23 protein-coding genes and 1 riboswitch are annotated in these 25,444 nt (G+C 63.1%); of the genes, 12 read left to right on the forward strand and 11 right to left on the reverse strand.

Annotation, left to right across the window (positions count from 1 at the left end; translation table 11 throughout):
• Window positions 1–52: 52 nt before the first annotated feature.
• Window positions 53–1,423 carry a cytochrome P450 gene (locus tag AB8717_RS00245; RefSeq protein ID WP_443749018.1) on the reverse strand — a complete coding sequence of 457 codons (1,371 nt, stop codon included), beginning with the start codon at window positions 1,421–1,423 and terminating at the stop codon, window positions 53–55.
• Between the two features lie 147 nt (window positions 1,424–1,570).
• Between AB8717_RS00245 and AB8717_RS00250 the strand changes: the two genes are divergently transcribed.
• Together AB8717_RS00250 and xth are read left to right on the forward strand one after the other, a co-directional pair.
• Window positions 1,571–2,230 carry a LolA family protein gene (locus AB8717_RS00250; protein ID WP_443749019.1) on the forward strand — a complete coding sequence of 220 codons (660 nt, stop codon included), beginning with the start codon at window positions 1,571–1,573 and terminating at the stop codon, window positions 2,228–2,230.
• A 184-nt stretch (window positions 2,231–2,414) separates the two neighbouring features.
• The gene (xth, locus tag AB8717_RS00255; protein ID WP_443749020.1) at window positions 2,415–3,218 is read left to right on the forward strand and encodes an exodeoxyribonuclease III; all 804 of its coding nucleotides are present in this window, start codon (window positions 2,415–2,417) and stop codon (window positions 3,216–3,218) included.
• Window positions 3,219–3,249: 31 nt separating this feature from the next.
• Here xth and AB8717_RS00260 read toward each other — a convergent pair whose 3' ends face one another.
• Window positions 3,250–3,936, reverse strand: a complete 687-nt coding sequence (locus tag AB8717_RS00260; RefSeq protein ID WP_443749021.1) for a response regulator transcription factor — start codon at window positions 3,934–3,936, stop codon at window positions 3,250–3,252.
• A gap of 51 nt (window positions 3,937–3,987) precedes the next feature.
• Between AB8717_RS00260 and AB8717_RS00265 the strand changes: the two genes are divergently transcribed.
• Window positions 3,988–4,497 carry a L,D-transpeptidase family protein gene (locus AB8717_RS00265; protein ID WP_443750926.1) on the forward strand — a complete coding sequence of 170 codons (510 nt, stop codon included), beginning with the start codon at window positions 3,988–3,990 and terminating at the stop codon, window positions 4,495–4,497.
• On the opposite strand, the gene AB8717_RS00270 is transcribed toward AB8717_RS00265, so the two are convergent.
• The gene (locus AB8717_RS00270) at window positions 4,498–5,121 is read right to left on the reverse strand and encodes a YggS family pyridoxal phosphate-dependent enzyme (protein WP_443749022.1); all 624 of its coding nucleotides are present in this window, start codon (window positions 5,119–5,121) and stop codon (window positions 4,498–4,500) included.
• Between the two features lie 59 nt (window positions 5,122–5,180).
• Here AB8717_RS00270 and AB8717_RS00275 point away from each other — a divergent pair, with 59 nt between their 5' ends.
• The gene (locus tag AB8717_RS00275; protein ID WP_443749023.1) at window positions 5,181–5,816 is read left to right on the forward strand and encodes a thiamine phosphate synthase; all 636 of its coding nucleotides are present in this window, start codon (window positions 5,181–5,183) and stop codon (window positions 5,814–5,816) included.
• On the opposite strand, the gene AB8717_RS00280 is transcribed toward AB8717_RS00275, so the two are convergent.
• Entirely contained in the window at window positions 5,813–6,256 is a 444-nt protein-coding gene (locus AB8717_RS00280; protein ID WP_443749024.1) for an NtrZ family periplasmic regulatory protein, read from the reverse strand. The two genes, AB8717_RS00275 and AB8717_RS00280, sit on opposite strands and share 4 nt — an antisense overlap.
• A 586-nt stretch (window positions 6,257–6,842) precedes the next feature.
• On the opposite strand from AB8717_RS00280, the gene AB8717_RS00285 reads away from it, so the two are divergent.
• Window positions 6,843–7,367, forward strand: coding sequence for a DUF3576 domain-containing protein (locus AB8717_RS00285; protein ID WP_443749025.1), 525 nt, complete (start codon window positions 6,843–6,845; stop codon window positions 7,365–7,367).
• Between the two features lie 135 nt (window positions 7,368–7,502).
• Here the strand turns inward: AB8717_RS00285 and rimO are convergent, their stop codons facing one another.
• Complete coding sequence (gene rimO / locus AB8717_RS00290; RefSeq protein ID WP_443749026.1) at window positions 7,503–8,912, reverse strand: 30S ribosomal protein S12 methylthiotransferase RimO; 1,410 nt, start codon at window positions 8,910–8,912, stop codon at window positions 7,503–7,505.
• A 131-nt stretch (window positions 8,913–9,043) separates the two neighbouring features.
• Between rimO and fsa the strand changes: the two genes are divergently transcribed.
• Complete coding sequence (fsa, locus tag AB8717_RS00295; protein WP_443749027.1) at window positions 9,044–9,697, forward strand: fructose-6-phosphate aldolase; 654 nt, start codon at window positions 9,044–9,046, stop codon at window positions 9,695–9,697.
• 47 nt (window positions 9,698–9,744) lie between these two features.
• Here fsa and AB8717_RS00300 read toward each other — a convergent pair whose 3' ends face one another.
• On the reverse strand, window positions 9,745–10,986 hold the full coding sequence (locus AB8717_RS00300; protein WP_443749028.1) for a serine hydrolase domain-containing protein: 1,242 nt from the start codon (window positions 10,984–10,986) through the stop codon (window positions 9,745–9,747).
• A gap of 127 nt (window positions 10,987–11,113) precedes the next feature.
• Window positions 11,114–12,469: a phosphoglucosamine mutase gene (gene glmM / locus AB8717_RS00305; protein ID WP_443749029.1), complete on the reverse strand. Its 1,356-nt coding sequence runs from the start codon at window positions 12,467–12,469 to the stop codon at window positions 11,114–11,116.
• Between the two features lie 352 nt (window positions 12,470–12,821).
• Between glmM and glmS the strand changes: the two genes are divergently transcribed.
• The 4 genes from glmS (at window position 12,822) to AB8717_RS00325 (ending at window position 19,472) form a co-directional block, all read left to right on the forward strand.
• Complete coding sequence (gene glmS / locus AB8717_RS00310) at window positions 12,822–14,663, forward strand: glutamine--fructose-6-phosphate transaminase (isomerizing) (protein WP_443749030.1); 1,842 nt, start codon at window positions 12,822–12,824, stop codon at window positions 14,661–14,663.
• 514 nt (window positions 14,664–15,177) lie between these two features.
• Window positions 15,178–15,666 (forward strand): hypothetical protein, encoded by a 489-nt coding sequence (locus tag AB8717_RS00315; RefSeq protein ID WP_443749031.1) that lies wholly within the window; start codon window positions 15,178–15,180, stop codon window positions 15,664–15,666.
• Window positions 15,667–15,689: 23 nt separating this feature from the next.
• The gene (locus tag AB8717_RS00320) at window positions 15,690–17,699 is read left to right on the forward strand and encodes a TonB-dependent receptor plug domain-containing protein (protein WP_443749032.1); all 2,010 of its coding nucleotides are present in this window, start codon (window positions 15,690–15,692) and stop codon (window positions 17,697–17,699) included.
• 57 nt (window positions 17,700–17,756) lie between these two features.
• Window positions 17,757–19,472 carry a methyl-accepting chemotaxis protein gene (locus tag AB8717_RS00325; protein ID WP_443749033.1) on the forward strand — a complete coding sequence of 572 codons (1,716 nt, stop codon included), beginning with the start codon at window positions 17,757–17,759 and terminating at the stop codon, window positions 19,470–19,472.
• Window positions 19,473–19,481: 9 nt separating this feature from the next.
• On the opposite strand, the gene AB8717_RS00330 is transcribed toward AB8717_RS00325, so the two are convergent.
• Entirely contained in the window at window positions 19,482–20,399 is a 918-nt protein-coding gene (locus AB8717_RS00330; protein ID WP_443749034.1) for a metallophosphoesterase, read from the reverse strand.
• 98 nt (window positions 20,400–20,497) lie between these two features.
• Here AB8717_RS00330 and AB8717_RS00335 point away from each other — a divergent pair, with 98 nt between their 5' ends.
• Both AB8717_RS00335 and AB8717_RS00340 read left to right on the forward strand, forming a co-directional pair.
• A complete protein-coding gene (locus tag AB8717_RS00335) occupies window positions 20,498–20,977 on the forward strand; it encodes an SRPBCC family protein (RefSeq protein WP_443749035.1) in 480 nt (159 codons plus the stop codon).
• Window positions 20,967–21,272, forward strand: a complete 306-nt coding sequence (locus tag AB8717_RS00340) for an ArsR/SmtB family transcription factor (RefSeq protein ID WP_443749036.1) — start codon at window positions 20,967–20,969, stop codon at window positions 21,270–21,272. The genes AB8717_RS00335 and AB8717_RS00340 overlap by 11 nt, the downstream gene beginning before the upstream one ends.
• Here AB8717_RS00340 and metE read toward each other — a convergent pair.
• The 3 genes from metE to AB8717_RS00355 all read right to left on the reverse strand — a co-directional run bounded on the left by metE (window position 21,269) and on the right by AB8717_RS00355 (window position 25,342).
• Window positions 21,269–23,608, reverse strand: a complete 2,340-nt coding sequence (gene metE, locus AB8717_RS00345; protein WP_443749037.1) for a 5-methyltetrahydropteroyltriglutamate--homocysteine S-methyltransferase — start codon at window positions 23,606–23,608, stop codon at window positions 21,269–21,271. The two genes, AB8717_RS00340 and metE, sit on opposite strands and share 4 nt — an antisense overlap.
• A gap of 103 nt (window positions 23,609–23,711) precedes the next feature.
• Window positions 23,712–23,916: riboswitch (cobalamin riboswitch) on the reverse strand.
• A gap of 54 nt (window positions 23,917–23,970) precedes the next feature.
• The gene (locus tag AB8717_RS00350) at window positions 23,971–24,453 is read right to left on the reverse strand and encodes a group I truncated hemoglobin (protein ID WP_443749038.1); all 483 of its coding nucleotides are present in this window, start codon (window positions 24,451–24,453) and stop codon (window positions 23,971–23,973) included.
• Window positions 24,454–24,466: 13 nt separating this feature from the next.
• Window positions 24,467–25,342 carry a DUF3034 family protein gene (locus AB8717_RS00355; RefSeq protein WP_443749039.1) on the reverse strand — a complete coding sequence of 292 codons (876 nt, stop codon included), beginning with the start codon at window positions 25,340–25,342 and terminating at the stop codon, window positions 24,467–24,469.
• Window positions 25,343–25,444: the final 102 nt, after the last annotated feature.

Below are 25,444 nucleotides of genomic sequence, written 5' to 3' on the forward strand. Positions count from 1 at the left end.
GTTTACGCGCTCGGGCGACGAACGGGGTCAAGGGGTCCTTGGATCCCTTGCCTTAGAGTCTTTCTATCTTGAAGTAGGGGTCCCTGTCCGGAACCGTCGCCAGCCTGAAAGTCGGCAGGACGGGCTTGTTGTCTTCCAGCGAAATCCGGTACTTCGACAGCAGGCTGGCCAGGACGATCTGCGCTTCGACCATGGCGAAGCCCGCGCCGATACAGATACGCGGCCCGGCGCCGAACGGCAGGAAGGTGTCCATGCTGGTCCACGGCGAGGCGATGCCGGCAAAGCGATCGGGCATAAAGGCCGTCGGATTCTCCCAGTACTTACGATGACGGTGCAGAATGTAGGGGCTGATCCACACCTCGGTACCGGCTGTGATAGCGTGGCCGGCGATGACGTCGTCGTTTATGGCCTTGCGCACCACATAGGCCACCGGCGGATAGAGCCTGAGCGTTTCGAGCAGGGCATTCCTCAGGCGCGGCCAGTGCGCCAGGTCGTCCATACGCGTGATATTGGTGACGGGAAAAGCCTGGATTTCCGCGCGGATACGGTCCTGTTCGGCCGGATCGAGTGCCAGAAGATAGGTCGCCCAGAACAGCAGGCGTGACGTTGTCTCGAAACCCGCGGCCAGCAGGGTGCCGCACTGGTCTCGAATTTCGTCGCTGGACGGGGCTTCGCCGGTCTGCGGATCGCGGGCTTTCAGGAGCAGGTCCAGCAGGTCGCCGCGGGCGTGAGCCTGGTCGCCGCCGTGGGCTTTTCGGGTCGCGATGACGTCATCGACCATTTTGGTCCAACCGCTGCGAAAACGCTTACGGGCGCCGAAGGCCCAACCGAACTGCGTTTCGGTTTTCGCGATGGCGTCGAGCACGGTCGGGCGGCCGGCGCCTTCGAGGTAGGTGCGCGCCATGACGGTCATCCCGGCGCGGGATTCGTCGGCGGGCAGGGAAAACAGCGCCTTCAGCACGGCGTCGAGCGTGGTGCGATGAAAGACGTCGGTGAACTGCGCGCGTGTGCTGCCAGACAGCCGGTTCAGCATCATGTCGCCGGCGGACTGGAAGTGCGGGGTCAGATCGCTGACAGCGGCTGGGGTAAACAGCGGCGCCAGCATACGGCGCTGACGGCGCCACACCTCGCCCTCGGCTAAGAACAGACCGATGCCCATGACGGGGCGAAACAGGCGTGACTGGACGACGGGCCGCACGTAATTCGTCATGTGGCTGCGCATGACGTGGTCGATGCCGATGGGGTCGTTGATGCTCAGCGTTTTGACACCTAATGCATCCGCCTGGCCGTACAGGGCCTGAAACGACTCTTCGGCGTAGATGGTGAAAGGATTGGCGAAAAACTGGGGCAGCCACCGCCATTTGGGCAGCGGTTTGGCATGGACCGGGTGGGCGGGAGGAACGACGAGGCCAGCGGTTGTCATGCGGTTACCATTCTCCTGTGCCAGCCGCTGGTCAAGGGCCTGTTCATCGCGGCTTCACCTGGCAACTACGGGCGCGTCTTTTTCGCGTCTCACAATTGCCCGCTGGCGGCTTTAATGGTCTATGGCATCGACCATTCAGGAGTTGTGATGAACCGCCGTTTGATGATTGCCGGGCTTTTGAGCCTGGGCACGCTGATGTCCGCGCCGGCCTTTGCCGGCGGCAAGAACAATTTCGATTCCTATATCGCCACGCCGAACTTCAATCCGGCCGACAAGGACCGCATCGCGCGCGCCACAGCCTATATGCAGGGCCTGAGCACGGCCGAGGGTCATTTCGAGCAGACCGACTTCCGCGGACGCGTGACGCAAGGCAACTGGTACCTGGCGCGGCCGGGCAAGATCCGCTTCGAATACGACCCGCCGTCGTCGCAGCTGGTTGTGGCCGACGGCAAGCAGGTCAAGGTATGGGACCCGCGCCTGCAATCCTTCGACGCCTATCCACTCGATGAAACGCCGTTGTCGCTGTTCCTGTCGCGCCAGATCCGCTTCGACCAGGGCGTCATCGTCACGGGCGTGTCGTCCAATGCGTCGGGTTTCACGCTCAAGGCGCGCGACCGCCGCAAGCAGATCGAAGGGTCTGTGACCTTGGTCTTCGACCAGGCGCCGAACGGCAGCCTGACCTTACGCGAATGGACCATTGTCGACGCGCAGAACCGTCCGACAACCGTGAAACTGACCAGTTTCACCCGTGATTCGGCCCTGAAGCCTGATTTGTTTGTGTTAAATAAGCCAGCATCAAAAAAATAATGCGGGTTCGACGATTTTTCTTGTCGAATTTTCCAGACCGTGTTATTTTTCTCACATGGAGTTCGCGGCGGCGAGTTCCTGACGTGCGTTTTTCCCTTTTTTCTCTTCGTGTTATGTGCCAAATCTGACCCGGTCCAAGCCCTCGGACCGGGTCTTTTTTTACCGCCAACACGGGCTATTCCCTTTGACAAAGCTCTCCCTCGCCACCTGGAATATCAATTCCGTGCGCCTGCGTATCGACCAGGTCGTCCGGTTTCTCTCGGAAGCGCAGCCGGATATCCTGTGCCTGCAAGAGATCAAGTGCCAGGAAAACGAGTTTCCGCGCAAAGCCTTTGTCGAGGCGGGCTATCCGCACATCCACATCATGGGGCAAAAGGGCTGGCATGGCGTGGCCCTGGTGTCGAAGCGGCCGTTCGAAGCCGGCGACGTCCCGCCCTTCTGCCGCCGGGGCGAAGCGCGCGCCCAGTCGATCGTCATCGACGGCGTCGAAATCTGGAACTTCTACATTCCGGCCGGCGGCGATGTCCCCGACCGCGACACCAATGACAAGTTCGACCACAAGCTCGAATTCTACGAACGCCTGAGCGACAGCCTGCACAGGCGCGACAAGGACCGGCCGCTGCTCATCTGCGGCGACCTCAATATCGCGCCTGGCGAATTCGACGTGTGGAGCCATCGCCAGATGCTGCGCGTCGTCAGCCATACCCCGGCCGAGATCGCGGCCTTCGGCACCTTCATGGCGGCCGGGCAGCTGCACGATCCTTTCCGCGTCGCCTATCCCGATCCGCAGAAGCTTTTCACCTGGTGGAGCTATCGCGCCGCCGATTTCCGCAAGTCCAATCGCGGCCTGCGCCTCGATCACGTCCTGCTCAATCCCGGCCTCATGAACCAGATCAAGGGCGTCGTCGTCGCCAAGGTGCACGACACGGTGCGCGAATGGGACCGGCCCAGCGACCACGCGCCGATCCAGGTCACATTCGAGATATGAAAAAAGCGCCGGATCGTCTCCGGCGCTTTTTTTAGAACTGCAGGCGATAACCGCCAGCGTCTGTCATCAGAAGCCGCGCATTGGCGGGATCGGGTTCGATCTTCTGGCGCAGGCGATAGACGTGGGTTTCCAGCGTGTGCGTCGTCACGCCGGCATTATAGCCCCAGACCTCGGTCAGCAGCTCCTCGCGCGTGATCGGCTTGCCGCCGGCGCGATAGAGGTACTTGAGGATATTGGTTTCCTTCTCGGTCAGGCGCGTCTTTTTCTGCGACTGGTCGACCAGCAGCTTCAGCGCCGGCTTGAACTCGTATGGTCCGATGCGGAAGGTCGCGTCCTCGCTGGTTTCGTGGCTGCGGACCTGGGCACGGATGCGCGCCAGCAGCACGGCGAAGCGGAACGGCTTGGTGACATAGTCGTTGGCGCCGGCGTCCAGTCCCAGGATGGTGTCCGAATCGGACGTCTGGCCGGTCAGCATGATGACGGGCGTGGTCAGCCCGCCCTTGCGCAAGAGCCGGCAGGCCTCGCGGCCATCCATGTCGGGCAGGTCCACGTCGAGCAGAATAAGGTCGGCGTTGACGCTCTTGCCGAGGCGCAGGCCTTCGGAGCCGTTGGCGGCCTGAATGACCTTGAATTCCTCGTGGAGTTCGAGCTGCTCGGCCAGGGCCTCGCGCAGTTCATCATCATCGTCGACAATTAGGAGGGTTTTCTGTTGCACCATGATCCTGTAACTTCGGGTTTTATTCTTATGGTCAGCCGCATCATCGCCGAAATGCCAAAAAATTTTATAGCATATAGCGACGGACGGCTAGGTCTAAACCTACATAGTGTGCGTGCCGCCTTGGGAAAAGGGGGCGTAATCGATGCCGCCGCCAAAAGGGAAGGCGACGGCAAGTCGCCTTTGGGCGCCTGGCCGATCCGCTACGTCTTCTATCGGCCCGACCGGGTGGCGAAACCCGAAACGCAATTGCCGGTGGTGGCGCTGTCGCCGGACGACGGCTGGTGCGACGATCCCGCCGACCCGGCCTACAACACCCATGTGAAGTTGCCGTGGCCGACCAGTCATGAAAAGCTGTGGCGTGACGATCATGTCTACGATCTGATCGTGGTATTGGGGCACAATGATGACCCTGTCGTGCCCGGCATGGGATCGGCCATTTTCATGCATCTGGCGCGTGAGGACTATTCCGGCACGGAGGGCTGCGTGGCCCTGGGTATTGACGACCTGCTCGACGTCCTCAGCGAAGCCGAGCCGGGCAGCCAGGTCGAGATTCGCGACTAACTAACTCCGCGCGCCGAAAATGGCCGAACCGACGCGGATTTCGGTCGAGCCGAAGGCCAGCGCAGTCTCGTAGTCGTCGCTCATGCCCATACTGAGCTGCGTTATGCCGTTGCGCCCGGCGATCTTTTTCAACAGTGCGAAACAGGGTCCGCGCGGGCCTTCGACCGGCGGAATGCACATCAGGCCGGCGACCGTCAGCCCATAGGTTTCGCGCGCGGTCTTTATAAAGGTGTCGGCCTCGCGCGGCGCGATACCGGCCTTCTGCTCTTCCTCGCCGATATTGACCTGGATCAGCAGCTGCGGCGACCGCGCCTGTTTCTGGATTTCGTCCGCGATGGCGCGGGCGATCTTGTCGCGGTCGACCGTTTCGATGACGTCGAAAAAGGCAACCGCGTCCGCCGCCTTGTTGCTTTGCAGAGGTCCGATCAGCCGCAATTCCAAGCCGGGATAGAGATCGCGCTTGCCGTCCCAGCGCTCGACGGCTTCCTGGACGCGGTTTTCGCCGAAACGGCGCTGGCCGGCCTCGAGCACGGGTTCGATCGCGGACCAGGCCTGCGTTTTCGAGACCGCGGTCAAAATAGCGCTGTCCTGCGGCCGCCCGGCCGCTTTCAGGGCCTTGTGCATCTTGCCGACAATCTTAAAATAGCCGGCAGCGGGGGAGGACTCGGAAAGTGTGTGCGGCGATGACATACAAGACCCGCTTTCAGTATCTGTTCGACAAGGCCCGGGACATAGCGCAGGCGCAGGCGGTTTTGAACCCGGCGGATCCCCGCCTGCCACCACTTTTTTTCGTCACCGACCCGAAACGTACCCCCCACCCGGAAGATATCGCCGCGCACCTGCCGGCGGGTTGCGGCGTGATTTACCGGTCCTTCGGCGAAGGCCATGCCGTGCAACGCGCCCGGCTGTTGCGGAAAATCGCCGACGATGACGGGCTGGTCCTGCTGATCGGCGACGATGAAGACCTTGCGCGTGAGGTCGGCGCCGACGGCGTTCACCTGCCGGAACGCCACATGGACCGCGCGCCGGCCCTGGCCGAAGACTTCCTGGTGACCGTGGCCTGCCATTCGCCCGACGCGATCGGCCGGCGGGATATTCATGCCGCCCACGCCGTGCTGGTGTCGCCGGTCTTCGCCAGCCGCAGTGCTTCGGCGGCCGGGGTCGAGCCTTTGGGTGTCAAGGGCGTACGGGCGCTGGTCGCGGCCAGCCCCGTGCCGGTCTACGGCCTGGGCGGCATCAGCTGCGACACGATCGGCATGCTGAAAGACAGCGGCCTGTCGGGGGTCGCCGCGGTCGATGCGTTCAGTTTATCTGATTAGAATTTAAACGTCGTTTCCAGGCGGACGCGCGGATGCGCCGTATTGGCCTGGGCGGCCGAGCTGGGCTCGGGCTTGAAGGCTTCGGTCTTTTCGCCGAAACCGGCAGCGACACCGACGCGTAAGGACGGCGACAGCTTGTAGAAAGCGCCGGCATCGACATCGTTGAGGCCGGATGGGCGCGATTCGGGCTGGTTGACGTCGAACTTCAGACCCCATTTGCCCTTGAGATCGAACTGGTAGACCTTGGACTTGCCGAAGGTCGTCGTCTGGTCGCTGATATAGGAGTCGCTGGCCGAAAACGGCGTGAGCGCGACGATATCGTTCGACTGATTGGCCTGTGCGCGTGCCTTGGACGACTGCGATGTAACCGCCCAGGCGGGAGCGCTTCCGGCCGCGGCCAGAATCGCTGCACACAGAGCGAGGGTTACAAAGGGCTTCATTCCGTCTTCAGTCTAACTCGATGGCGAATAAAAAATATACGCGACAAGCTGTAAAACTTCGGAAATTGCCCTGGTGCCCCCAAAGCGCATCCGCGAAGACCGTAGCTTCCGGCCGTATAAGTTTACACACCCATTCAGGCACACTTATATCAAGATCGAATAAAACCGATCGGCGATCGGGTCAAACGGATATGGGGCGCCTTTCGCCTATTTGCGATATTCGCCTATCGGCTGTGTCCAAACGGCCACGGATTCCGCCATATTTTGGTAATAATTCTATAATTTTTTCATATTAACAAAGGTTTACGTTAAGACAGGATGAGGGTCTGCAAGGGCCGCTTTTCCGGGCGGACCGGCCGCGCCCTTATGCGGGGCCACAGTCTTTCGCGGGCGTAACGCACACGGCAAACTTCGCGAAGTTTGGACTTAAATTTGCCGGACTGTTGCGATTGATGTAAACGAACTCTTGTCATCCCCCTTAGGCTGCATGCTATAGAGGTCGGCCAAGAGGCGGCGATAATTGGAAGACTCCCGGCAAAACGCAGTGGAAACAGGGGTCTCGACAGAGATGCGGAGTGATCATTCGATGACGACTATGCGACGTTCGGCCCTGGTCCTGGGGGCTTTGGCCGCGACCCTCGCTTTGGGCGCCTGCGCGAGTACCGCGCACAAGACCGACACCGCATCGGCTTACAAGACCCCTGCGACCGAAGACGAAAAGATTCCGCTTAGCCACCTGTTCGGCGGCGGCAACGGTCCGAAGAAGTCGAACGTGACCGAGCAGGCGGGCATCGGCGTGAACGCCTATCTGTGGCGCGCGTCGCTCGACACCATTTCCTTCATGCCCCTGACCTCGGCCGACCCGTGGGGCGGCGTGATCATTTCGGACTGGTACGCCAATCCGCAAAAGCCGGATGAGCGTTTCAAGACGACCATCTACATCCTCGACTCGCGCCTGCGCGCCGACGCGCTCAACGTCTCGGTCTACAAGCAGGTCCAGGTCAATGGCCAGTGGCAGGACGCCGATGTCTCGCAGCAAACCCAGCTCGACATCGAAAACGCCATCCTGACGCGCGCCCGCGAACTGCGTCTGTCGAACGTCAAGAACTAAGCGGTTCAGCCGCGCAAAGATAAAAGGCCGCTGGGGTTCCAGCGGCCTTTTTCGTTTTTTAAATCCGCGATATGAGGCGGTGCATCGGCTTTCGCATCGCCCTCATACAGCGAAGCGATAGGGCAAAAGCTTGCCTTATATGCGTGAAATGATCCTGTGCATTGGTTTGCGCGCCGTACCGGGCACCCGATTGAGCTTGATCAGGCCTTCGGGCTCGCCCCACAGGTCATAGGCGTCGGCGCGCGTCACCTTGGCCTTGACCAGGTCGCCAGCCTTCAGGCCCGTAAAGCCCTTCAGGAAGATATGGCCGTCGATTTCGGGGGCGTCGCCGCGCGTGCGGGCGATGGCCGTGCCGTCGTTGCGGATGTCGTCGACCAGCGCTTCCTCGATGCGGCCGACCTTGGCTTGCAGCTTCTGCGCCGAGATGCGTGACGCCACCGCCATGAAACGCGCCAGGCGGTCCTGCTTGACGTCTTCCGGCACATGATCCGGCAGCAGCTTGGCGGCCGCGCCTTCGACGTTTTCGTAGGCAAAGGCGCCGACGCGGTCGATCTTCGCCGCTTCGAGCCAGTCGAGCAGGAAGTTGAAATCGGCCTCGGTCTCGCCCGGGAAGCCGACGACGAAGGTCGAGCGGAGCGTAATGTCCGGACAGATTTCGCGCCACGACTCGATGCGTTGCAGGGTCTTGTCCTGATTGCCCGGACGGCGCATCGCCTTCAAAATCTTGGGACTGGCGTGCTGGAACGGGATATCGAGATAGGGCAGGATCTTGCCCTCGGCCATCAGCGGGATGACGCCGTTCACATGCGGGTAGGGGTAGACATAGTGCATGCGCACCCAGATGCCGAGTTCGCCCAGGCCGCGCGCCAGGTCTTCGAACGACGCCGACCAGTTCTGGCCGCGCCATTCGCCTTGGGCGTAGCGGATATCGAGCCCGTAGGCCGAGGTGTCCTGGCTGACGACCAGCAGTTCCTTGACGCCGGACTTGGCCAGGGTCTCGGCCTCGCGCAGCACCTCGGCCACCGGCCGTGACGCCAGGTCGCCGCGCAGGCTCGGGATGATGCAGAATGAGCAGCGGTGGTCGCAGCCTTCCGAAATTTTCAGATAGGCATAATGTTTGGGTGTCAGGCGCACGCCGGGATCATTTTCGGGGACCAGCGGGCGGAACGGATCGGGTTTTGGTGGAACGATCGTATGAACGGCGTCCATCACGGCGTCGTACTGGTGCGCGCCGGTGATCGCCGCGACATTGGGAAAGCGCGCGCGGATCAGGTCGGCTTCGGAGCCCATACAGCCGGTGACGACGACCTTGCCGTTCTCGGCCAGGGCCTCGCCGATGGCATTCAGGCTCTCTTCCTTGGCGGAATCGAGGAAGCCGCAGGTATTGACGACCACGACGTCGGCGCCGGCGTAATCGGCGGCGGTCGAATAGCCTTCGCCGCGCAGGCGCGTCAGGATGCGTTCGGAATCGACCAGGGCCTTGGGGCAGCCCAGGGAGACAAAACCCACCTTCGGGGCGTCGGACTTCAAAACGGCATCACTCATAAAGATAGAACTTGCTTTTCCATGGGGGAATGGGATTAAGGCTCCCCATACCGAATATTGACGCCGGGCGGAAGCTATTCCCGACACAGATAGTCAGGAAATATCCCCCTACAATACTGAAAGGGCCTTTAATGCTGCTTTTCGCCGATACCGCCGACACCAAGGTCCTGGCCGAACTGAACGAAACCGGCCTGATCGACGGCGTGACGACCAACCCGACGATCATCGCCAAGTCGGGCCGTAACATGTTCGAAGTGATCAAGGAGATCTGCGAACTGATCGAAGGCCCGATCTCGGCCGAAGTCGCCGCGACCGACGCTGAGACCATGATCAAGGAAGGCGAAAAGCTGGCGACCATCGCGTCGAACGTCGTGATCAAGGTGCCGCTGACGCTCGAAGGCCTGAAGGCGACGAAAGCCTTGTCCAGCCAAGGACTGATGACCAATGTCACCCTGTGCTTCTCGGTCAACCAGGCCCTGCTGGCCGCCAAGGCGGGCGCGACCTTCGTGTCGCCCTTCGTCGGCCGCCTCGACGACCAGGGTGCCGACGGCATGCAGCTGATCCACGACATCCGCACGCTTTACGACAATTTCGATTTCGACACCGAAATCCTGGCCGCAAGCCTGCGCACCCCCGCCCATGTCGCCCAGGCCGCGCTGGCCGGCGCCGACTGCGCGACCCTGCCGCCGCAGACCTTCAAGGACATGTTCAAGCACCCGCTGACCGACAAGGGTCTCGAAACCTTCCTGGCCGACTGGGCCAAGACCGGCCAGACCATCCTGTAAGGATCGTCATTCCAAACGTGAAAAAGCCCGGCAGGTGCCGGGCTTTTTTATGCCTTGATGGCCTGGAGGCCAAGCTTGGTCGCCTCGGTGCGCAGGGATTTCTGCGCGGCGCTGAAGCCAGGGGCCCCGCCGCCGTCCGAATTGTACAGGATGGCGACCGTCAGCTGGGTTTCAGGCACGCTGCGCAGGTGGCCGGTAAAGCCGTTGACGCGGCCGCCGTGCGAAATAACCTTCAGGTCGTCCTCAGGCAGGGTGCCGATGCCCATGCCCAGGCCATATTCCATGGCTTCCGGACCGCGGTGCTCATAGGCCGGCGTGCCGTTCTTCAACAGGGTGGGGGTCGTCATCGCCATGACGCTCTGGGCCTTCAGAACCTTGCCGGTCAGCAGGGCCTTGTGCCACAGGCACAGGTCTTCGGTCGTAGAACGGATCGCACCGGCGCCGCCGATGAAGCTGGGCGACACGGGCGGGTTCAGGTCGAAACCGTGCGGGGCGCGGAAGTTCGGCGTGTAGCCGGCGCAGACATTGGCCGTCGTGCAGGTCTTGTCGATGACCGTGTTGCGCAGGCCGGCCGGCCGGAACAGGTGCTGGTCGGTAAAGTCGGCGAAGGCCAGGCCCGATACCTTCTCGACCACGATACCCAGCAAGGCGAAGCCCGAATTGCTGTACAGCCACGACGTGCCGGGCTGGAAGCGATAGAGCGGCGTGCGGCTCTTGATGATCGGCACCAGTTCGTCGGCCGTATAGTCGCGCGTCTGCGCGGCGACCAGGATGTCGTGGCTCTGGCCGTTGATATAGTCGGACAGGCCGGCCGTATGGCTCAGCATCTGGCGCAGGGTGATATCGGCGGCGCGCGGAAAATCGGGCAGGAAGCGGGCCAGCGGATCGTCGAGCGTCAGCTTGCCCTGTTCGGCCAGCAGCAGGATCGAGGCGGCGGTGAACTGCTTGGTGATCGAGGCGACGCGCGATCCCGTCACCGGCGTCATCTCCACGCCCGATTCGACATTGGCCTGCCCGAAGCCCTTGGAATAGAGCAGGGTGCCCTGGTGCATGACGCTGAGGCTGAGGCCTGGCGTCAGCTTGCGCTTGACCATGCCATCGGCCAGGGCGTCGAGCGACGGCCAGTCGTGGATATCGCGCGGAATATCGACGGCGGCCAGCTTTTCGGCCACGGCCCTGGGCGTGGCGGCGGGTTTCGACGCCATACGGGCAATTTGCGTGGCGCTGCCGGCCAGGCTCAACAGAACCAGCCCGGCCAGACCTGTTTTCAGGGTCGTCCGGCGGGACACGACCCTTGGATCGAAAAGGCTCGCGCCCTCTGCCCCCTGATCGTCATGCTCTGTCATCATACGCTACTACCTCGATAGACTGTCGTTACCCCCGACCGCTGCCCGGCGGAAACTTGCGGGTTCGCCGTCACCCTGCGATGGCGGCGGAAATATTCCCGACCACGGTCCGGACCTGCTTTTCGTCATCGCCCTCGGCCATGACGCGGATCAGCGGTTCGGTGCCCGAAGGCCGGACCAGTACGCGGCCCGAGCCCTTGAGCATGGCCTCGCCCTCGCGGATCGCCTGCTTGACGGCGTCGGACTCGAGGGGCGAAGTGCCCGTGAAGCGAACATTTTTCAGAACCTGCGGCACCGTCTCGAACTGGCGGCCCAGCTGGCTCATGGTCTGGCCCGATTCCACCAGCACCGCCAGGACCTGGAGGGCGGCGATAAGGCCGTCGCCGGTCGTGGCGTGGTCGCTGAGGATGACGTGTCCGGACTGTTCACCGCCCAGGTTGAAGCCGCCTTCGCGCATGCGTTCCATGACGTAGCGGTCACCGACCTGGGTACGGTGCAATTTCAGTTTACGCTGGTTAAGAAAACGTTCAAGCCCAAGGTTCGACATGACGGTGGCGACGACGCTGCCGCCCTTTAGGAGGCCCTTGGCGGACAGGTTGCCGGCGATGATCGCCATGATCTGGTCGCCGTCGACGATCTGGCCGTGTTCGTCGCAGATGACGACGCGGTCGGCGTCGCCGTCCAGCGCGATGCCGATATCGGCGCGCAGTTCCTTGACCTTCTCGGCCATGGCCTGCGGCTGGGTCGATCCGCACTTTTCGTTGATATTGATGCCGTCGGGCGTCACGCCGATCGAGAAGACCTCGGCGCCCAGCTCATAGAGGGCCAGCGGCGCGACCTTGTAGGCGGCGCCGTTGGCGCAGTCGATGACGATACGCAGGCCGTTCAGCGTCAGGTGGCGCGGGAAGCTGGCCTTGGCGATTTCGACATAGCGCCACTGGGCGTCGTCGACGCGCTGGACGCGGCCCAGCTTTTGCGGCTCGGCGATGCCTTCCAGGATATTGCCGTCCATGCGCGCTTCGATGGCCAGCTCGACCTCGTCGCTAAGCTTGTAGCCATCAGGCCCGAACAGCTTGATGCCGTTGTCGGCGAAGGCGTTGTGCGAGGCCGAGATCATGACGCCCAGGTCGGCGCGCATCGAGCGCGTCATCATGGCGACGCCGGGGGTGGGCAGGGGGCCGAACAGGCGCACGTCCATGCCGACGCTGGTGAAGCCGGCGACCAGGGCCGGCTCGATCATATAGCCCGACAGGCGGGTGTCCTTGCCGATGACCACCAGGTGGCGGCGATCGGTTTCCGACATGAACATCTTGCCCGCCGCCATGCCGACGCGATAGGCGACTTCGGCCGTCATCGGGAAGGTGTTGGCGCGGCCGCGGATGCCGTCGGTGCCGAAATATTTTCTTTGGGTGGGCGTGGCGCTCATCAAGGACTCAACGAATTGGTATTATTCGGAAAAAGCAGAAAACGCGATTGGCTGCTTATAATCGACCCAGCGATTCCCGTGCAGTCACATCTTCGTGCCCGATGTTACAGAAGCATGGTTAAGAACTGATTTTTCCGGCAATTGGCAAGGGCTGTGAAATGTTTGGTCACCGCAATTTACGTGTCATCCACAACCGCTCTGTTATTAGAGCGCAATCCGACAAAGTGGATACCACTTTTCGGACAAATTGCGCGTTCAAGCAAAGACTTGAGACGCGCCTGCGATTCCTTGTAAACGCAGACGCGCGTCTCAAGCGAAAAACAACGCTCCCTGATCGAGGATATAGGACCACATGTGCGGCATTATCGGCATTATCGGCAATTCTGACGTCGCGCCCCGCCTGCTGGAGTCGCTCAGGCGACTGGAATATCGCGGCTACGATTCGGCGGGCATCGCCGTGCAGACCGGTCACGGTCCCGAACGCCGCCGCGCCGAAGGCAAGATCCGCAACCTCGAAGCCGTGATCGACGAACAGCCCCTGCCGGGCGTCGTCGGCATCGGCCATACACGCTGGGCGACGCACGGCGCCCCCAGCGTCCGCAACGCCCACCCGCACCACTACGGCAAGGTGACGCTGGTCCATAACGGCATCATCGAAAACTTCGCCGAGCTCAAGGCCGAGCTGAAGGCCAAGGGCCAGGTTTTCGAGTCGGACACCGATACCGAAGTCATCGCCCATCTGCTGAACGATGCCCTCGAAGGCGGCCAGCCCCTGAAGGATGCCTTCAAGCGCGTGCTCGACCGCCTGCACGGCGCCTATGCCCTGGCCATTTTGGTCGAAGGCGAGGAAAACACCATTCTCGGCGCGCGCCGCGGTTCGCCCCTGGTTATCGGCTGGGGCGAAAACGACGAAATGTTCCTGGGTTCGGATGCGCTCGCCGTCGGGCCGTTCACCCAGCGCGTCACCTATCTCGAAGAAGGCGACTGGGTCATTCTTTCGCGCGGCGGCGCCCAGACCTTCGACGCACAGGGCTTCCTGGTCAACCGCCCGGTGACGACGGTGTCGGCCTCGGCCGCCCTGGTCGAAAAGGGCTCGTATCGTCACTTCATGGAAAAGGAAGTGCACGAGCAGCCCGACAGCTGCCAGCGCACCCTGTCGGCCTATCTCGATCCGGTCGCCGGCGAAGTCCGCGCCGACATCAAGGCGGCTCTGGACTTCAGCCAGATCGTCCGGATCCAGATCATCGCCTGCGGCACGGCCTACTACGCCGGCTCGGTGGCACGCTACGCCTTCGAGAAGCTGGCGGGTCTGCCTGTGGATGTCGAGGTCGCCTCGGAATTCCGCTACCGCAGCCCGGCCATGATGCCCGGGACGCTGGCGGTCGCCGTGTCGCAATCGGGCGAAACGGCGGATACCCTGGCGGCGCTGCGCTGGTGCAAGGACGAAGGCCTGAAGACCGCCGCCGTCGTCAACGTCCATTCCTCGACCATGGCGCGCGAAGCCGACCTGATGTGGCCGACCCATGCCGGCCCGGAAATCGGCGTCGCCTCGACCAAGGCGTTCACGGCCCAGCTATCGGCCCTGCTGTGCCTTGCCGTCTGTGCGGCGCGCCAGCGCGGCCGCATCACGGCGCACGAAGAAGCGCACCTGGTCCAGGTCCTGCTCGAATCCCCCGGCCTGATCAGCCAGGCGCTTGGCATGGACGCGGACATCGTCCGTATCACGCATAAACTGTCCAAGGCGCGCGACGTCATCTACCTCGGCCGTGGCGACATGTACCCGCTGGCCCTGGAAGGCGCGCTCAAGCTCAAGGAAATCAGCTATATCCATGCCGAAGGCTATGCCGCCGGCGAGCTGAAGCACGGACCGATCGCCCTGATCGACGAAAACACGCCGGTGGTGGTCATCGCCCCGGACGACGCTCTGTTCGAAAAGACAGCGTCGAACGTCCAGGAGGTCGCCGCGCGCGGCGGCCGCGTTATCATGATCACCGACACGCCGGAAAAGGTGCCCGCCCTGTCGGAAGACGCCGCCAGGACCCTGACCGTGGTCAAGGCCCCGGCCTGCGACCCGTTCATCGCGCCGCTCGTCTATTCGGTGCCGATCCAGCTGCTGGCCTACCATACGGCCGTGCACAAGGGCACCGACGTCGACCAGCCGCGCAATCTCGCCAAGTCGGTCACGGTCGAATAGGGTTTTCCGGCCACCTTGTCCGAAATCGCTGCGACATCTTTGTCGCAAATCCTTACCTTGAGGAAAGAAGTCGTCCTGTGGTTGCGGCACCATAATGCCGCACCGCAACAGGACTTGGCCGCCCGGCTGTTAACGCCCGGCTGCCGCGGGACGGAATTGCCGGTCCGACTTTCTGCTTACCGCAGCCCTCGACGGGGCCGGGCGCGGTCATACCGGCTTGCAAAAAGTGCCGTGAAAAGCCCGGAATTTCTGTAAAACACAAGGTTATACCCGGTAATACCGCTGAAATTCCTTATATTTCGGAATGCCATCCGGTTATTAACGCTTGCCGCCGGGGAACAGTAAGTCGATCTGTCAAGTGCAGTTTGCAAACCTTTGCACAAATACTCAAACCATAACCTTTTGTTAGCCATTTTGCCGATTGTTTGGCCCCAATGGCACCAGAAAGTGGTGTCCAGCAGTGAGGCTTACAATGACAAAACGTCCTTTGCGTTTCGCAAGCGCGGCAGCGGCCATGGCGCTGCTTTCCATCCCTTTATGTGTCCATGCCGACGGCGCCCGTGAAATCCAGGTCGCCGGACGGACCCTGACCTTCCTTGACGGCGGGCCCTCGGGCAAAGTCGTTTTTGCAATCGTTTTCGATCCCTCGAAGCCGGCTTCGGTCGCCGAGAAGGATGAGGTCATGTCGGCCCTGGGCAGCGGCATGGCCGCCGGCGGCGCCACCATCGTGGGCAAGCCGGTCGAAGCCGGCGCGGCCGCCTCGGCCGGCGATGTCGGCGCCTTCTACATGACGCACGGCGTGAACTACGCCGCCGTGGGCGCCGTCGCCAAGTCGAAGAAGACATTGAGCATCAGCTCGGACATGGCCTGCGTCCAGTCGGGCGCCTGTGTCATGGGCGTGGCCGCCACCCCCAAGGTCGAAATCGTGGTCAATTCCGCGACCGCCGCCGCCGTTGGCGCCAAGTTCAAGGCCGCCTTCAAGATGATGATCAAGGAAATCTAGGCCCCGGGCCTGTGGAGTGTATCATGCGTAAAGTCGCAATCGTTTGTAAAATCGCCGCCTCGGCCCTGCTGCCGCTGGCCTTCGCCGCCGGCGCCCACGCCCAGTCGATCGACTATGGCTCGCTCGAACAGTTGTTCGGGGAGCCCGTCACCACCTCGGCCACCGGTTCGCCGCAACGCTCGACCGAAGTGCCGGTCGACATGACCATCATTTCGGCCGACGACATCAAGCGCTCGGGCGCCCACGACCTGCCGACCCTGCTCGGCCGTGTCGCCGGCGTCGACGTGCTGAACTGGTCGAGCCAGAGCAGCGATGTCGGCATCCGCGGTTATGATCAGCCGATGTCGCCGCGCCTGCTGGTTCTGGTCAACGGCCGCCAGGTCTATCTCGACCACTACGGCTTCACCGCCTGGTCGACGATTCCGGTCCAGCTGTCGGAAATCCGCCAGATCGAAGTCGTGAAAGGCCCGAACGCAGCCTTGTTCGGCTTCAATGCCGTGTCCGGCGTCGTCAACATCATCACCTACAATCCGAAGTACGATAATGTCGGCTCGGGTTCGGTGACGGTCGGCTCGCGCAACGACAAGGAAGTGTCGCTGGTCCAGACGATGCGCCTGACGCCGAGACTGTCGGCCCGCATCTCCGCCGGGGCCGCCAAGATGGACGAATGGGACAATACGTCCAACTTCACCTCCAACCAGTACTGGGCGACGCCGTCCCGCGCCACCTTCAACCTCGATACCGTGGCGTCGCTGACCGACAAGACCGAGCTGCGCTTCGAAAGCTCGTACTCGAATACCCAGGCGTCCGATCGCGTCTCGAACTATGACGCCATCTTCGGCAAGTACATCACCGGTTCGGTGAAGCTTAACCTGACCTCGGACACCTCGCTGGGCCTGGTGACGGCGACCGCCTATCGCAACACCCTGCGCGTCGACAACTACCTCGGCGGGCCGATCACCCTGCGCAACACCATCAGCGTCTACCAGGTCCAGGACCTGTTCAAGGTCGGCAAGCACACCTTCCGCCTCGGCGTGGAATACCGCAACAACGAAATGCCGACGACGCCGCTGGCCGGCGGCCAGGTCAGCTATCGCGTCGTGGCGCCGTCCGCCATGTGGAACTGGGCGATCTCCGACACGGTCAGCACGGCCCTGGCCGTCCGCTCGGACAATGTGTCGCTCAAGCGCACGGGCACCTTCCCGGCCGGCTTCCCCCTGGCCAGCAACGCCAACTGGGACCGCGACTTCTCGACCTTCAGCTACAATGCCGGCCTGGTCTGGCGTCTGAGCGACAAGGATACGGTCCGTCTGATGGGCGCCCGCGGCGTCCAGGCCCCGACCCTGATCGAGCTCGGCAGCTTCCAGCTGGTGGTGCCGGTGACCGGCGGCGCGCTGGCCGTCATGGGCAATCCGACGATCGCGCCCAGCGTGGTCGAAAACACCGAGGTCTCCTATGACCACAGCTTCAAGGCCGCCAAGCTCGGCATCCGCCTGTTCAGCCAGTCGAGCGACAACATCAAGGGCCAGCCCGACTCGACGCACCTGCTGCAGTATCCGACCCTGACGACCTATCCGGCGATCGGCTGGGACAACGCCTCGAATTCGAAGATGAACGGCTTCGAGATCTCGGCTTCGGGCAAGCTGGGCAGCAATGCGCACTGGAGCGGCGACTATACCGGCACGGACATCAAGGATACGGCGCTTGCCGGCCATGATGTCGTCGCCAGCCGCGTCGACTTCTCCCGCCTGTCGCCCAAGGAACGCGCCAATTTCAACATCGGCTGGGCCGGCGGCAAATGGACGCTCGATGCCTTCGTCCATCAGACCGGTCATTTCGAAACCTTCGCGCCGACGACCTACGCCATCGTGAAGATCCCGGCCTACACGACGCTGGCCGCCAATATCGGCTATGACCTGGGCCACCAGATGACCCTGGCAGTCAGCGGTCAGAACCTCAGCGGCGCCCACGTCCAGACCGCCGGCTTCAAGGTTCCGTCGACCGTCCTGGTCTCCCTGTCCAAGCGTTGGTAACACCATAGCCGCCGGGCCTTCCGCCCGGCGGCTTCCTCCTCTCCTAGAGTGCATGCCATGACCTCCCCGATCAAAAGCTGGACCCGGCCGTCAGACTGGCCGTTTATCTGGAAATTCCTGGTTCCGTCCGTGGTCGCCATGGTGCTGATCGCGGCCCTGGCCATCGCCGCGACCCTGGCGCTCGGCGCCCAGGCCCGGCGCATGGAAACCGTCGTCAACGGCACGATGGAAAACGCCATGTTCCTGAGCCAGGTCCGGGCCGACCTGCGCGGCGACGCCCGCGACCTCTATAACGCGCTGGCCGCGCGCGCCGGTGGCGACACCACGACCGGCAGCAGCGCCAACGCGTCCAGGATCGCCGAGAACCTGAAGTCGCTTCAGGACCGCGTCAAGGCGCGCGCCGCCAAGGCGACCGATCCCGAGGACAAGAAGGCCTATGACGAGCTGATCAAGGAAATCGACGGCCAGAAGGGCGCCGTGGAATTCGTCTCCTCGATGCTCGAAATCGACCTGAACGCCGCCATCTCCTTCCTGGGGCCATACGCCACCTCTGAAAAGAACACCGACGCCATCGTGCAGAAGGTGCTGGACCGCACCGAAGCCCGCGCCAAGGCCCAGGCGGCCGAAAGTGTGCACTCGGCGCAGGGCCAGGGCATGCTGATTGCCCTGATCGCCGGCATTGCCGCCGTCGTCGCCGGCGCTTTCGGCGTCATGATCGGCCGCAGCACGTCGAAGTCGATCGGCGCCATCGCCGACGCCACCCGCCGTCTGGCGGCGGCCGACATGTCGGTCGATCCGCGCCAGCTGCAGCGTGGCGACGAACTGGGCCAGGTCGTCCAGGCGCTGGAAGTGTTCAAGGACGTAACCCAGCAAAGCCGCGCCCTCAGCGCCGAACACGAAGAGGCCGCCCGCGCCCGTCTGGAACGCGCCGCCGAGATGGAAAGCCTGATCGGTGGCTTCAACAGCGAATTCGCCGGGCTGATCCGTGGCGTCGAAAAGGCGTCCGGCCACCTCGAGCAAAGCGCTTCGATCCTCAACACCGCGTCTTCGGACAATGCCAACCGCGCCCATTCGGCGGTGACCTCGATCTTCTCGGTGCGCGATTCCATGAGCGCCGTGGCGGCCGCCTCGGAGGAACTGGGCGCGACGATTTCCGAAGTCGACCGCCAGGCCTCGGCCTCGGCCGATGTCGCCCGCGAAGCGTCGCAGCGCGCCGACCAGACCCGGTCGGTGGTGGGCGACCTGACCCAGGCGGTCGCCCGGATCAATGAAATCGTCGACCTGATCTCGTCGGTCGCCAAGCAGACCAACCTCCTGGCCCTCAACGCCACCATCGAAGCGGCGCGGGCGGGCGATGCCGGCCGTGGCTTCGCGGTCGTGGCGCACGAGGTCAAGAGCCTGGCCGACCAGACGTCCAAGGCGACCGAGGAAATCCGCAACCGGATCGGCGATGTCCGCCGCGCCGCCGACCGCACGACGCATGAAATCGGCAGCATCGCCGACGTCATCGTCCAGATGCAGGGCATTTCCGAAAACACCTCGGAATCCGTGCGTCAGCAGGTCCAGGCGACGCGCGAAATCACCGTCAGCCTGTCGACCGCCGTGCAGGGCGCGGGCGAAGCCTCGGCGACGATCGAGGAACTGAACCGCTCGGCCGCCGACGCCGGCGAGGTGTCGGGCGCCGTGACCGAAGCCTCGCGCAGCCTGTCGAACCAGGCGGACGAAATGAAGACCGTGGTCGAGACCTTCCTCAAGCGGGCGGCCAACCTCTAAAGCTTGGCTTTAATGCAGCCAGACGTCCGGGACCGCGGTGACTTTCGCCGCCGGTCCCGGATGCACATTGAGCAGCATGATCTGCGGCGGCGCGTTGAAACGGACGGGAATCCCACTCGATCCCAGACCTCGCGTCACCACCAGGATGCGGTTGCCGATTACGGTCCAGCCTTTGGCGGTATCGTTGGTGTGGCGGCAGACGGTGATCGGTGCGCCGATCAGTGGAAATCGTACCTGTCCGGCGTGGCTGTGGCCTGACATCTGGATGCCGACACTATTGGACGCCCAGTCGAACAGGCCGGGATTATGCGTCAGCGCAACAGTCGCCGCCCCTTTCGGCGCCTGGGCTTCAGTGCCGGGGAAATCGGGATGCTCGGTCTGGCCGTCCTCGACGCCCAGGATCCATACATCACCTTCCGGTCGTGCGATCCGCGCCGCCTGGTTTTCCAGCAGCCTGACATGCGTCGTCGCCAGGATCTTGCGCACCGTGTCGCAATCCCACCAGCAGTCATGATTGCCCATGATGGCGTAGACGCCATACCTTGCCTGGAAGGCGCCAAGCGTGCGCAGGCCTTCTTCGTCGAGCGCGATCTGTTCCGGCGGACGCAGGGGCCGCGCGCCGAATTCCTTGCGGCCCTTGAAGACATCGCCGCCGATATAGTCTCCGGCAAACAGAACGACATCGGGACGCATGGCATTGACGCGGGCGGCAATGCTGCGCACCCGCGCCGGCGTCATGTGCAGGGTGTCCATATGCAGGTCGGACAGCAGGACGACGCGCAACGGCGCCGTCGTCTGCGGCCACGACGGCGTCGCGACATCCAGCTGCGTCAGGGTCAGGCTTTCCGGCTCGAACCAGAAGGCCACCGCCGCCGCCCAAGCCAGCAAGACGCCGGCTATCGCCCAAATGATTTTCCCCCGGCTCATGGGGGTTGCATAACACGGTTCCCTTGCACGAGAAAGGCAACTTTTGGGTTGCTATTTATAAGGCGCGTGGCTAAAAAAGCGCAACCATGGAGTTGCCAATGACTGACCGCATCGAAAAGACAATCATGCTGAAAGCGCCGCTGGAAAAGGTCTGGCGCGCCATTTCAGACTCGGCGCAGTTCGGCAGCTGGTTCGGCATGAAGCTGGACGGCCCCTTCGTCGCGGGCCAGGACATCACGGGCGCCATCGCGCCGACCACCGTCAATCCGGATATCGCGAAGATGCAGGAACCCTATGCGGGCAAACCGGTCCTGCTGCGTATCGAGACGATCGAGCCCATGACGCGCTTCGCCTTCGGTTGGCACCCTTACGCAACCGATCCGGACACGGACTATTCGACTGAGCCGATGACTCTTGTCACCTTTGCCCTGTCGGAAACCGAAGGCGGGACACGGCTGGTGCTGACCGAAGCCGGCTTCGAAAACCTGCCCGAACACCGCCGCGCCGAGGCGTTTAAAATGAACGACGGCGGCTGGACGGCGCAGATGGGCCTGATCGAGGCCTACCTTGCACGCTGAGGTCTTCGCGGCGCTGGGCGATGAGACGCGACTTGGCCTGATCCGGCGTCTGGGCGAAGGCGGTCCTGCCTCGACGGTGCGTTTAAGTACAGGTACCGGCATGACACGCCAGGCGGTGACCAAGCATCTGAATATGCTCGGCCGTGCCCGCCTGGTGCGCCATCGCCGCCAGGGCCGGGAAACCCTGTGGGACATAGACCCGGAAGGCTTCGATGCGGCGCGCGCCTTCATCGATGCGATGTCGCGGCAATGGGACACGCGCCTCGAAGCCCTCCGGCAGTTTGTCGAGGATTAGGCGTCTTCTCGCAACGCCTTCGCCGCCGCGACCATGTTGACCAGGGCCGGCTTGACCTCTTCCCACTTGCGCGTTTTCAGGCCGCAGTCGGGATTGACCCATAGCTGCGTGTCGTCGAGGCGTTGGCGGGCCAGCGACATCAGCCCGGTCATCTCGGTGACCTCCGGCACGCGCGGGCTATGGATGTCGTAGACGCCCGGCCCGATCTCGTTCGGATACTTTTTCGACGTAAAGACATCGAGCAGCTCCATCTTCGACCGCGAGGTCTCGATCGAGATGACATCGGCGTCCATGGCGGCGATGGCGTCCATGATGGCGTTGAATTCCGAATAGCACATGTGGGTGTGGATCTGCGTTTCGTCCGCCACGCCCGAGGCGCACAGCCGGAAGCTTTCGACCGCCCAATCGAGATAGGTCTGCCAGTCGCGGTGGCGCAGCGGCAGGCCTTCGCGCAGGGCGGCTTCGTCGATCTGGATCATCCGGCAGCCGGCGGCCTCAAGGTCGGCAACCTCGTCGCGGATGGCCAGGGCGATCTGACGGCAGCTTTCCGAGCGCGGTTGGTCGTCACGCACGAACGACCAGTTGAGTATGGTCACGGGTCCGGTCAGCATGCCCTTGACCGGCTTGCCGGTCAGCGATTGCGCGAACCACCACCACTGCACCGTCATGGGTTTGGGACGTGACACGTCGCCGAACAGGACCGGCGGGCGGACATAGCGCGATCCGTAGGACTGAACCCAGCCGTGTTTGGTGAAGGCAAAGCCCGACAGCTGTTCGCCGAAATACTGCACCATGTCGTTGCGCTCGAATTCGCCGTGCACCAGGACATCCAGCCCGATCTCCTCCTGCCAGGCGACGGCGCGCGCCGTTTCAGCCTTGAGAAAGGCTTCGTAGCCCTCCGCGCTCAGCTCGCCCCTGGCATGGGCCGAGCGCGCCTTGCGGACTTCGGCGGTCTGGGGGAAGGAACCGATGGTCGTAGTCGGAAAGGCGGGAAGGGCGAACTGCGCGCGCTGGACCCGGGCGCGGGCGGCGAAGGCGCTCTTGCGCTGCCCGTCGGCGGCGGTGACGGCGGCCAGGCGCGCGGCGACCGCCTTATTGTGAATCTTGGCAGACGTCCGGCGCGCCGCCGCGGCCTGGGTCGAGTCGTCGAGCAGGGCAAGGCTCGAAACCGAGTCCTCGTAGCCGCCGCGCAACGCCCCGGCGACCGTCACCAGTTCGCTCATCTTCTGCACCGAGAAGGCCAGCCACGACCGGACGTCGGCGTCGAGCGCGTCTTCCAGGTCGAGATCGATCGGCACGTGCAGCAGCGAGCATGACGGCGCGATCTGGAAGCGGTCCTTGCCATGGGCGGCGATGACCGGCTCCAGCGTGTCAACGATCGCGGCCAGGTCGGCGCGCCAGATATTGCGGCCGTCGATCACGCCCAGCGACAGGACCAGGCCCTCCGGCGCACGGTCGAGGACAGGGTTCAGTTGCTGCGGTTTACGCACCAGATCGATATGCAGACCGGCGACGGGTAGTCCAACGGCCGTGTCGAGGTTTTCCTCAAGGCCGCCGAAATAGCTGGCGACGATGATCTTCAGGCCGGGCACCTGTTCGGCGAACGTCGCATAGGCGACCTTCAGGGCAGCCGTTATGGCCGGCTCGCCGTCGAGCGCCAGCACGGGCTCATCCACCTGCACCCAGTCGGCGCCGGCGTCGCGCAGGCGCGTCAGGATATCGACATAGACCGGCGCCAGGCGATCGATCAGCGACAGCGGATCGAAGCCTTCGTCCGTGCTCTTGCCCAGCTTCAGGAAGGTCACCGGCCCGACCAGAACCGGACGCGTGTGATAACCCTGGCGCTTGGCTTCCAGGAACTCATCGAGCGGCTTGAACGAGGTCAGGTGGAAGGTTTGGTCGCGCGTGAATTCCGGCACCATGTAGTGATAATTGGTGTCGAACCACTTGGTCATTTCCTGCGCCGGCACGCCGTGGCCGTGATGATGGACATGGCCGTGTTCGCAGGTTTCGGTGTGGCTCTTTTGCGAGCCGCGCGCCATGGCGAAATAGGTGCCGAGGTCTGCTTTTGCGCCGTAGATGGCTGGAATGGCGCCCACCATGAAGCTGGTGTCCAGCATCTGGTCGTAGAGCGAGAAATCGTTCGACGGAATGATATCGACGCCGCGCGCCTTTTGCCGTGCCCAGTTGGCGGCGCGAAGCTCAGCCGCCGTCTGCAGCAGCGCCGTCTGATCGGTCTTGCCAGCCCAGTAGGATTCGAGGGCGAATTTGAGGTCCCGTTTCAGGCCGATGCGCGGTGTCCCGAGCGTGGCGACGGGCAGTTGGAGGTTTGACACTTTGGTCCCCGTAATGATCGGTCGGGGAGTTTCAGGCACACGTCGGCGATAACGATCCGTATACGGAACGAAAAGACGACGCAGCCCGCGGCCCACCGCCCGGGTTGGATATGCGGTCGGGGCAGGTCTCCTGGCTCGCGGGTCACGGCCTTGATCCGCCTTCTCGGGCCGGTCCGTGTCGGGACCTGTCCAATGGCATAGTGGATCTTGGCTCGCCGCCTACAGTTGCGGGGGCAGCGCCGGCCTTGCACCGGCTTCCCTCTTGGCCGTGATGCACGCAACACGGAACCTCGACCCTGCCTGTATGCGGCAGGTCGGGGCCAAAGTCAATAAAGATATAAAGATATCTTTATATGGTTATATTATTGAACGTCGTCGCCGCTCGGCTTGTAGACGATGGCGCGGTGCTGCGGCGCCAGCGCCGCGAGCAGCTGGTTCTGCGCGGCGAACGGCACATGGTTCTTGTCCATCGCCTTTTGCAGGTCCTCGACCAGGGCGTTGAAGTCGCCTTCGTGGATGCCGATCTTGGCGTGCGTCGCGTTCATCTCGCGGCCGGTATAGGTGCAGCCGCCGCCCAGGATCTGGCAGAATTGCAGGACCAGCATGGCCTTGATGTGCGGAATCTTCTGCGGCTCGAAAAAGCCGTTGATGCGCGGATCGGCCATCACATTGACGAACAGGTCGTCGGTAATGTGGACCAGGCCGTCATGGCCGCCGAACGCCTTGTACAGATGGTCGTCGTGGGCGATGACCGGCGCGGCGGGCGGATAGGTTTCCGCCTGGGCCGTCGCCGAAACGAGACAGCCGGCCAGGGCGATAACGGGGGCGATACACAAGAAACGCATGGGATGATCCTGATCAGAAGCCGGCTTGCAGCGAGGCGTAAAAGCCGGTCTGGCGGCGCGTGACGATATTGCCGAGGTCGACATAGGCGACGGTCAGCGACAGGTGGCGGTTGAAGGCATAGGCGGCGAAGGCGTCATAGGCGGTGCCTTCATGGGCGACGGCCAGGTTGTCGGGCTTGGCGCGCACCTCGGCGCCGACAGCCAGCCGCTTGCTCAGCAGATAGGCGGCCGAAGCCTCGAATTCGGTATGGTATTTGTCGTCGATGCCGCCGAAACCCAGTATGCCGTACTGGTTGGCCTTTGTTTCGCGCACCGTGGCGTTGAGCAGCAGGCTGTGCGCCAGCAACAGCTTGGTAGCGCTGAGATAAAGGTCGGTACCCTTGCCGCTGCGCGCGCCCAAGGCTGTGACAAGGCCCGCCTTGTCGTTGGACTTGTACTGCACGCCCGCCGAAATCTGCGGCAGCCAGCGGTCCTGGTCCAGCACGGCGTCGCCGATCAGCCGCACCTTGGCGCCCAGCGTCGTCTGGTTGATCGTGTAGCCGTAGCCCAGGCCGAGCGCTGCACCGACGGCCTGCGTGTCGAACGCCTGGCGCGACGCCGACAGTTCGATGCGGTTGTCGACGCTGAACAGCACGCCTTGCGAGGTGATCTTGTAATCGGTGGTCTTGATTTCGGTGGCATAGGCGTTGCCGCCGAACTGGCCCGCGCTGTCATTGCCGCCGATGACCGCCCAGGGTGTAAGGCCGCCGCCGGCCGAACCTTCGACCTGGCTGACGCCGCCGGTCAGCAACAGCTTGCCGCCCGTCACCGGAATGGACTGGGCATGGACGGCTACCGGCGCGATCAGCAGCAGGGCCGCCATCCAGGCACCGGAATACAAACGCTTCATTACCTGTACTCTTTGCAAACAAGGTCTTTCCCGCGAAATTATGACAGACAGCTATTAAGGACGGGTGTCCGTCCGGCGTGTCATTTGCGCACAGTTTTTCCA

Origin of the sequence: Asticcacaulis solisilvae, assembly GCF_052327315.1 — a bacterium.
In the GTDB taxonomy this organism is placed as follows: domain Bacteria; phylum Pseudomonadota; class Alphaproteobacteria; order Caulobacterales; family Caulobacteraceae; genus Asticcacaulis; species Asticcacaulis solisilvae_B.

Coding starts and splice junctions, on each gene's coding strand:
- fsa (WP_443749027.1), top strand. CDS start 9,044: ATGCTGCTTTTCGCCGATACCGCCGACACCAAGGTCCTGGCCGAACTG.
- AB8717_RS00330 (WP_443749034.1), bottom strand. CDS start 20,399: ATGAGCCGGGGGAAAATCATTTGGGCGATAGCCGGCGTCTTGCTGGCT.
- AB8717_RS00260 (WP_443749021.1), bottom strand. CDS start 3,936: ATGGTGCAACAGAAAACCCTCCTAATTGTCGACGATGATGATGAACTG.
- rimO (WP_443749026.1), bottom strand. CDS start 8,912: ATGAGTGATGCCGTTTTGAAGTCCGACGCCCCGAAGGTGGGTTTTGTC.
- AB8717_RS00250 (WP_443749019.1), top strand. CDS start 1,571: ATGAACCGCCGTTTGATGATTGCCGGGCTTTTGAGCCTGGGCACGCTG.
- AB8717_RS00315 (WP_443749031.1), top strand. CDS start 15,178: ATGGCGCTGCTTTCCATCCCTTTATGTGTCCATGCCGACGGCGCCCGT.
- AB8717_RS00320 (WP_443749032.1), top strand. CDS start 15,690: ATGCGTAAAGTCGCAATCGTTTGTAAAATCGCCGCCTCGGCCCTGCTG.
- AB8717_RS00270 (WP_443749022.1), bottom strand. CDS start 5,121: ATGCACAAGGCCCTGAAAGCGGCCGGGCGGCCGCAGGACAGCGCTATT.
- AB8717_RS00350 (WP_443749038.1), bottom strand. CDS start 24,453: ATGCGTTTCTTGTGTATCGCCCCCGTTATCGCCCTGGCCGGCTGTCTC.
- AB8717_RS00355 (WP_443749039.1), bottom strand. CDS start 25,342: ATGAAGCGTTTGTATTCCGGTGCCTGGATGGCGGCCCTGCTGCTGATC.
- AB8717_RS00265 (WP_443750926.1), top strand. CDS start 3,988: ATGCCAAAAAATTTTATAGCATATAGCGACGGACGGCTAGGTCTAAAC.
- glmM (WP_443749029.1), bottom strand. CDS start 12,469: ATGAGCGCCACGCCCACCCAAAGAAAATATTTCGGCACCGACGGCATC.
- glmS (WP_443749030.1), top strand. CDS start 12,822: ATGTGCGGCATTATCGGCATTATCGGCAATTCTGACGTCGCGCCCCGC.
- AB8717_RS00245 (WP_443749018.1), bottom strand. CDS start 1,423: ATGACAACCGCTGGCCTCGTCGTTCCTCCCGCCCACCCGGTCCATGCC.
- AB8717_RS00285 (WP_443749025.1), top strand. CDS start 6,843: ATGACGACTATGCGACGTTCGGCCCTGGTCCTGGGGGCTTTGGCCGCG.
- AB8717_RS00325 (WP_443749033.1), top strand. CDS start 17,757: ATGACCTCCCCGATCAAAAGCTGGACCCGGCCGTCAGACTGGCCGTTT.
- AB8717_RS00335 (WP_443749035.1), top strand. CDS start 20,498: ATGACTGACCGCATCGAAAAGACAATCATGCTGAAAGCGCCGCTGGAA.
- AB8717_RS00275 (WP_443749023.1), top strand. CDS start 5,181: ATGACATACAAGACCCGCTTTCAGTATCTGTTCGACAAGGCCCGGGAC.
- AB8717_RS00280 (WP_443749024.1), bottom strand. CDS start 6,256: ATGAAGCCCTTTGTAACCCTCGCTCTGTGTGCAGCGATTCTGGCCGCG.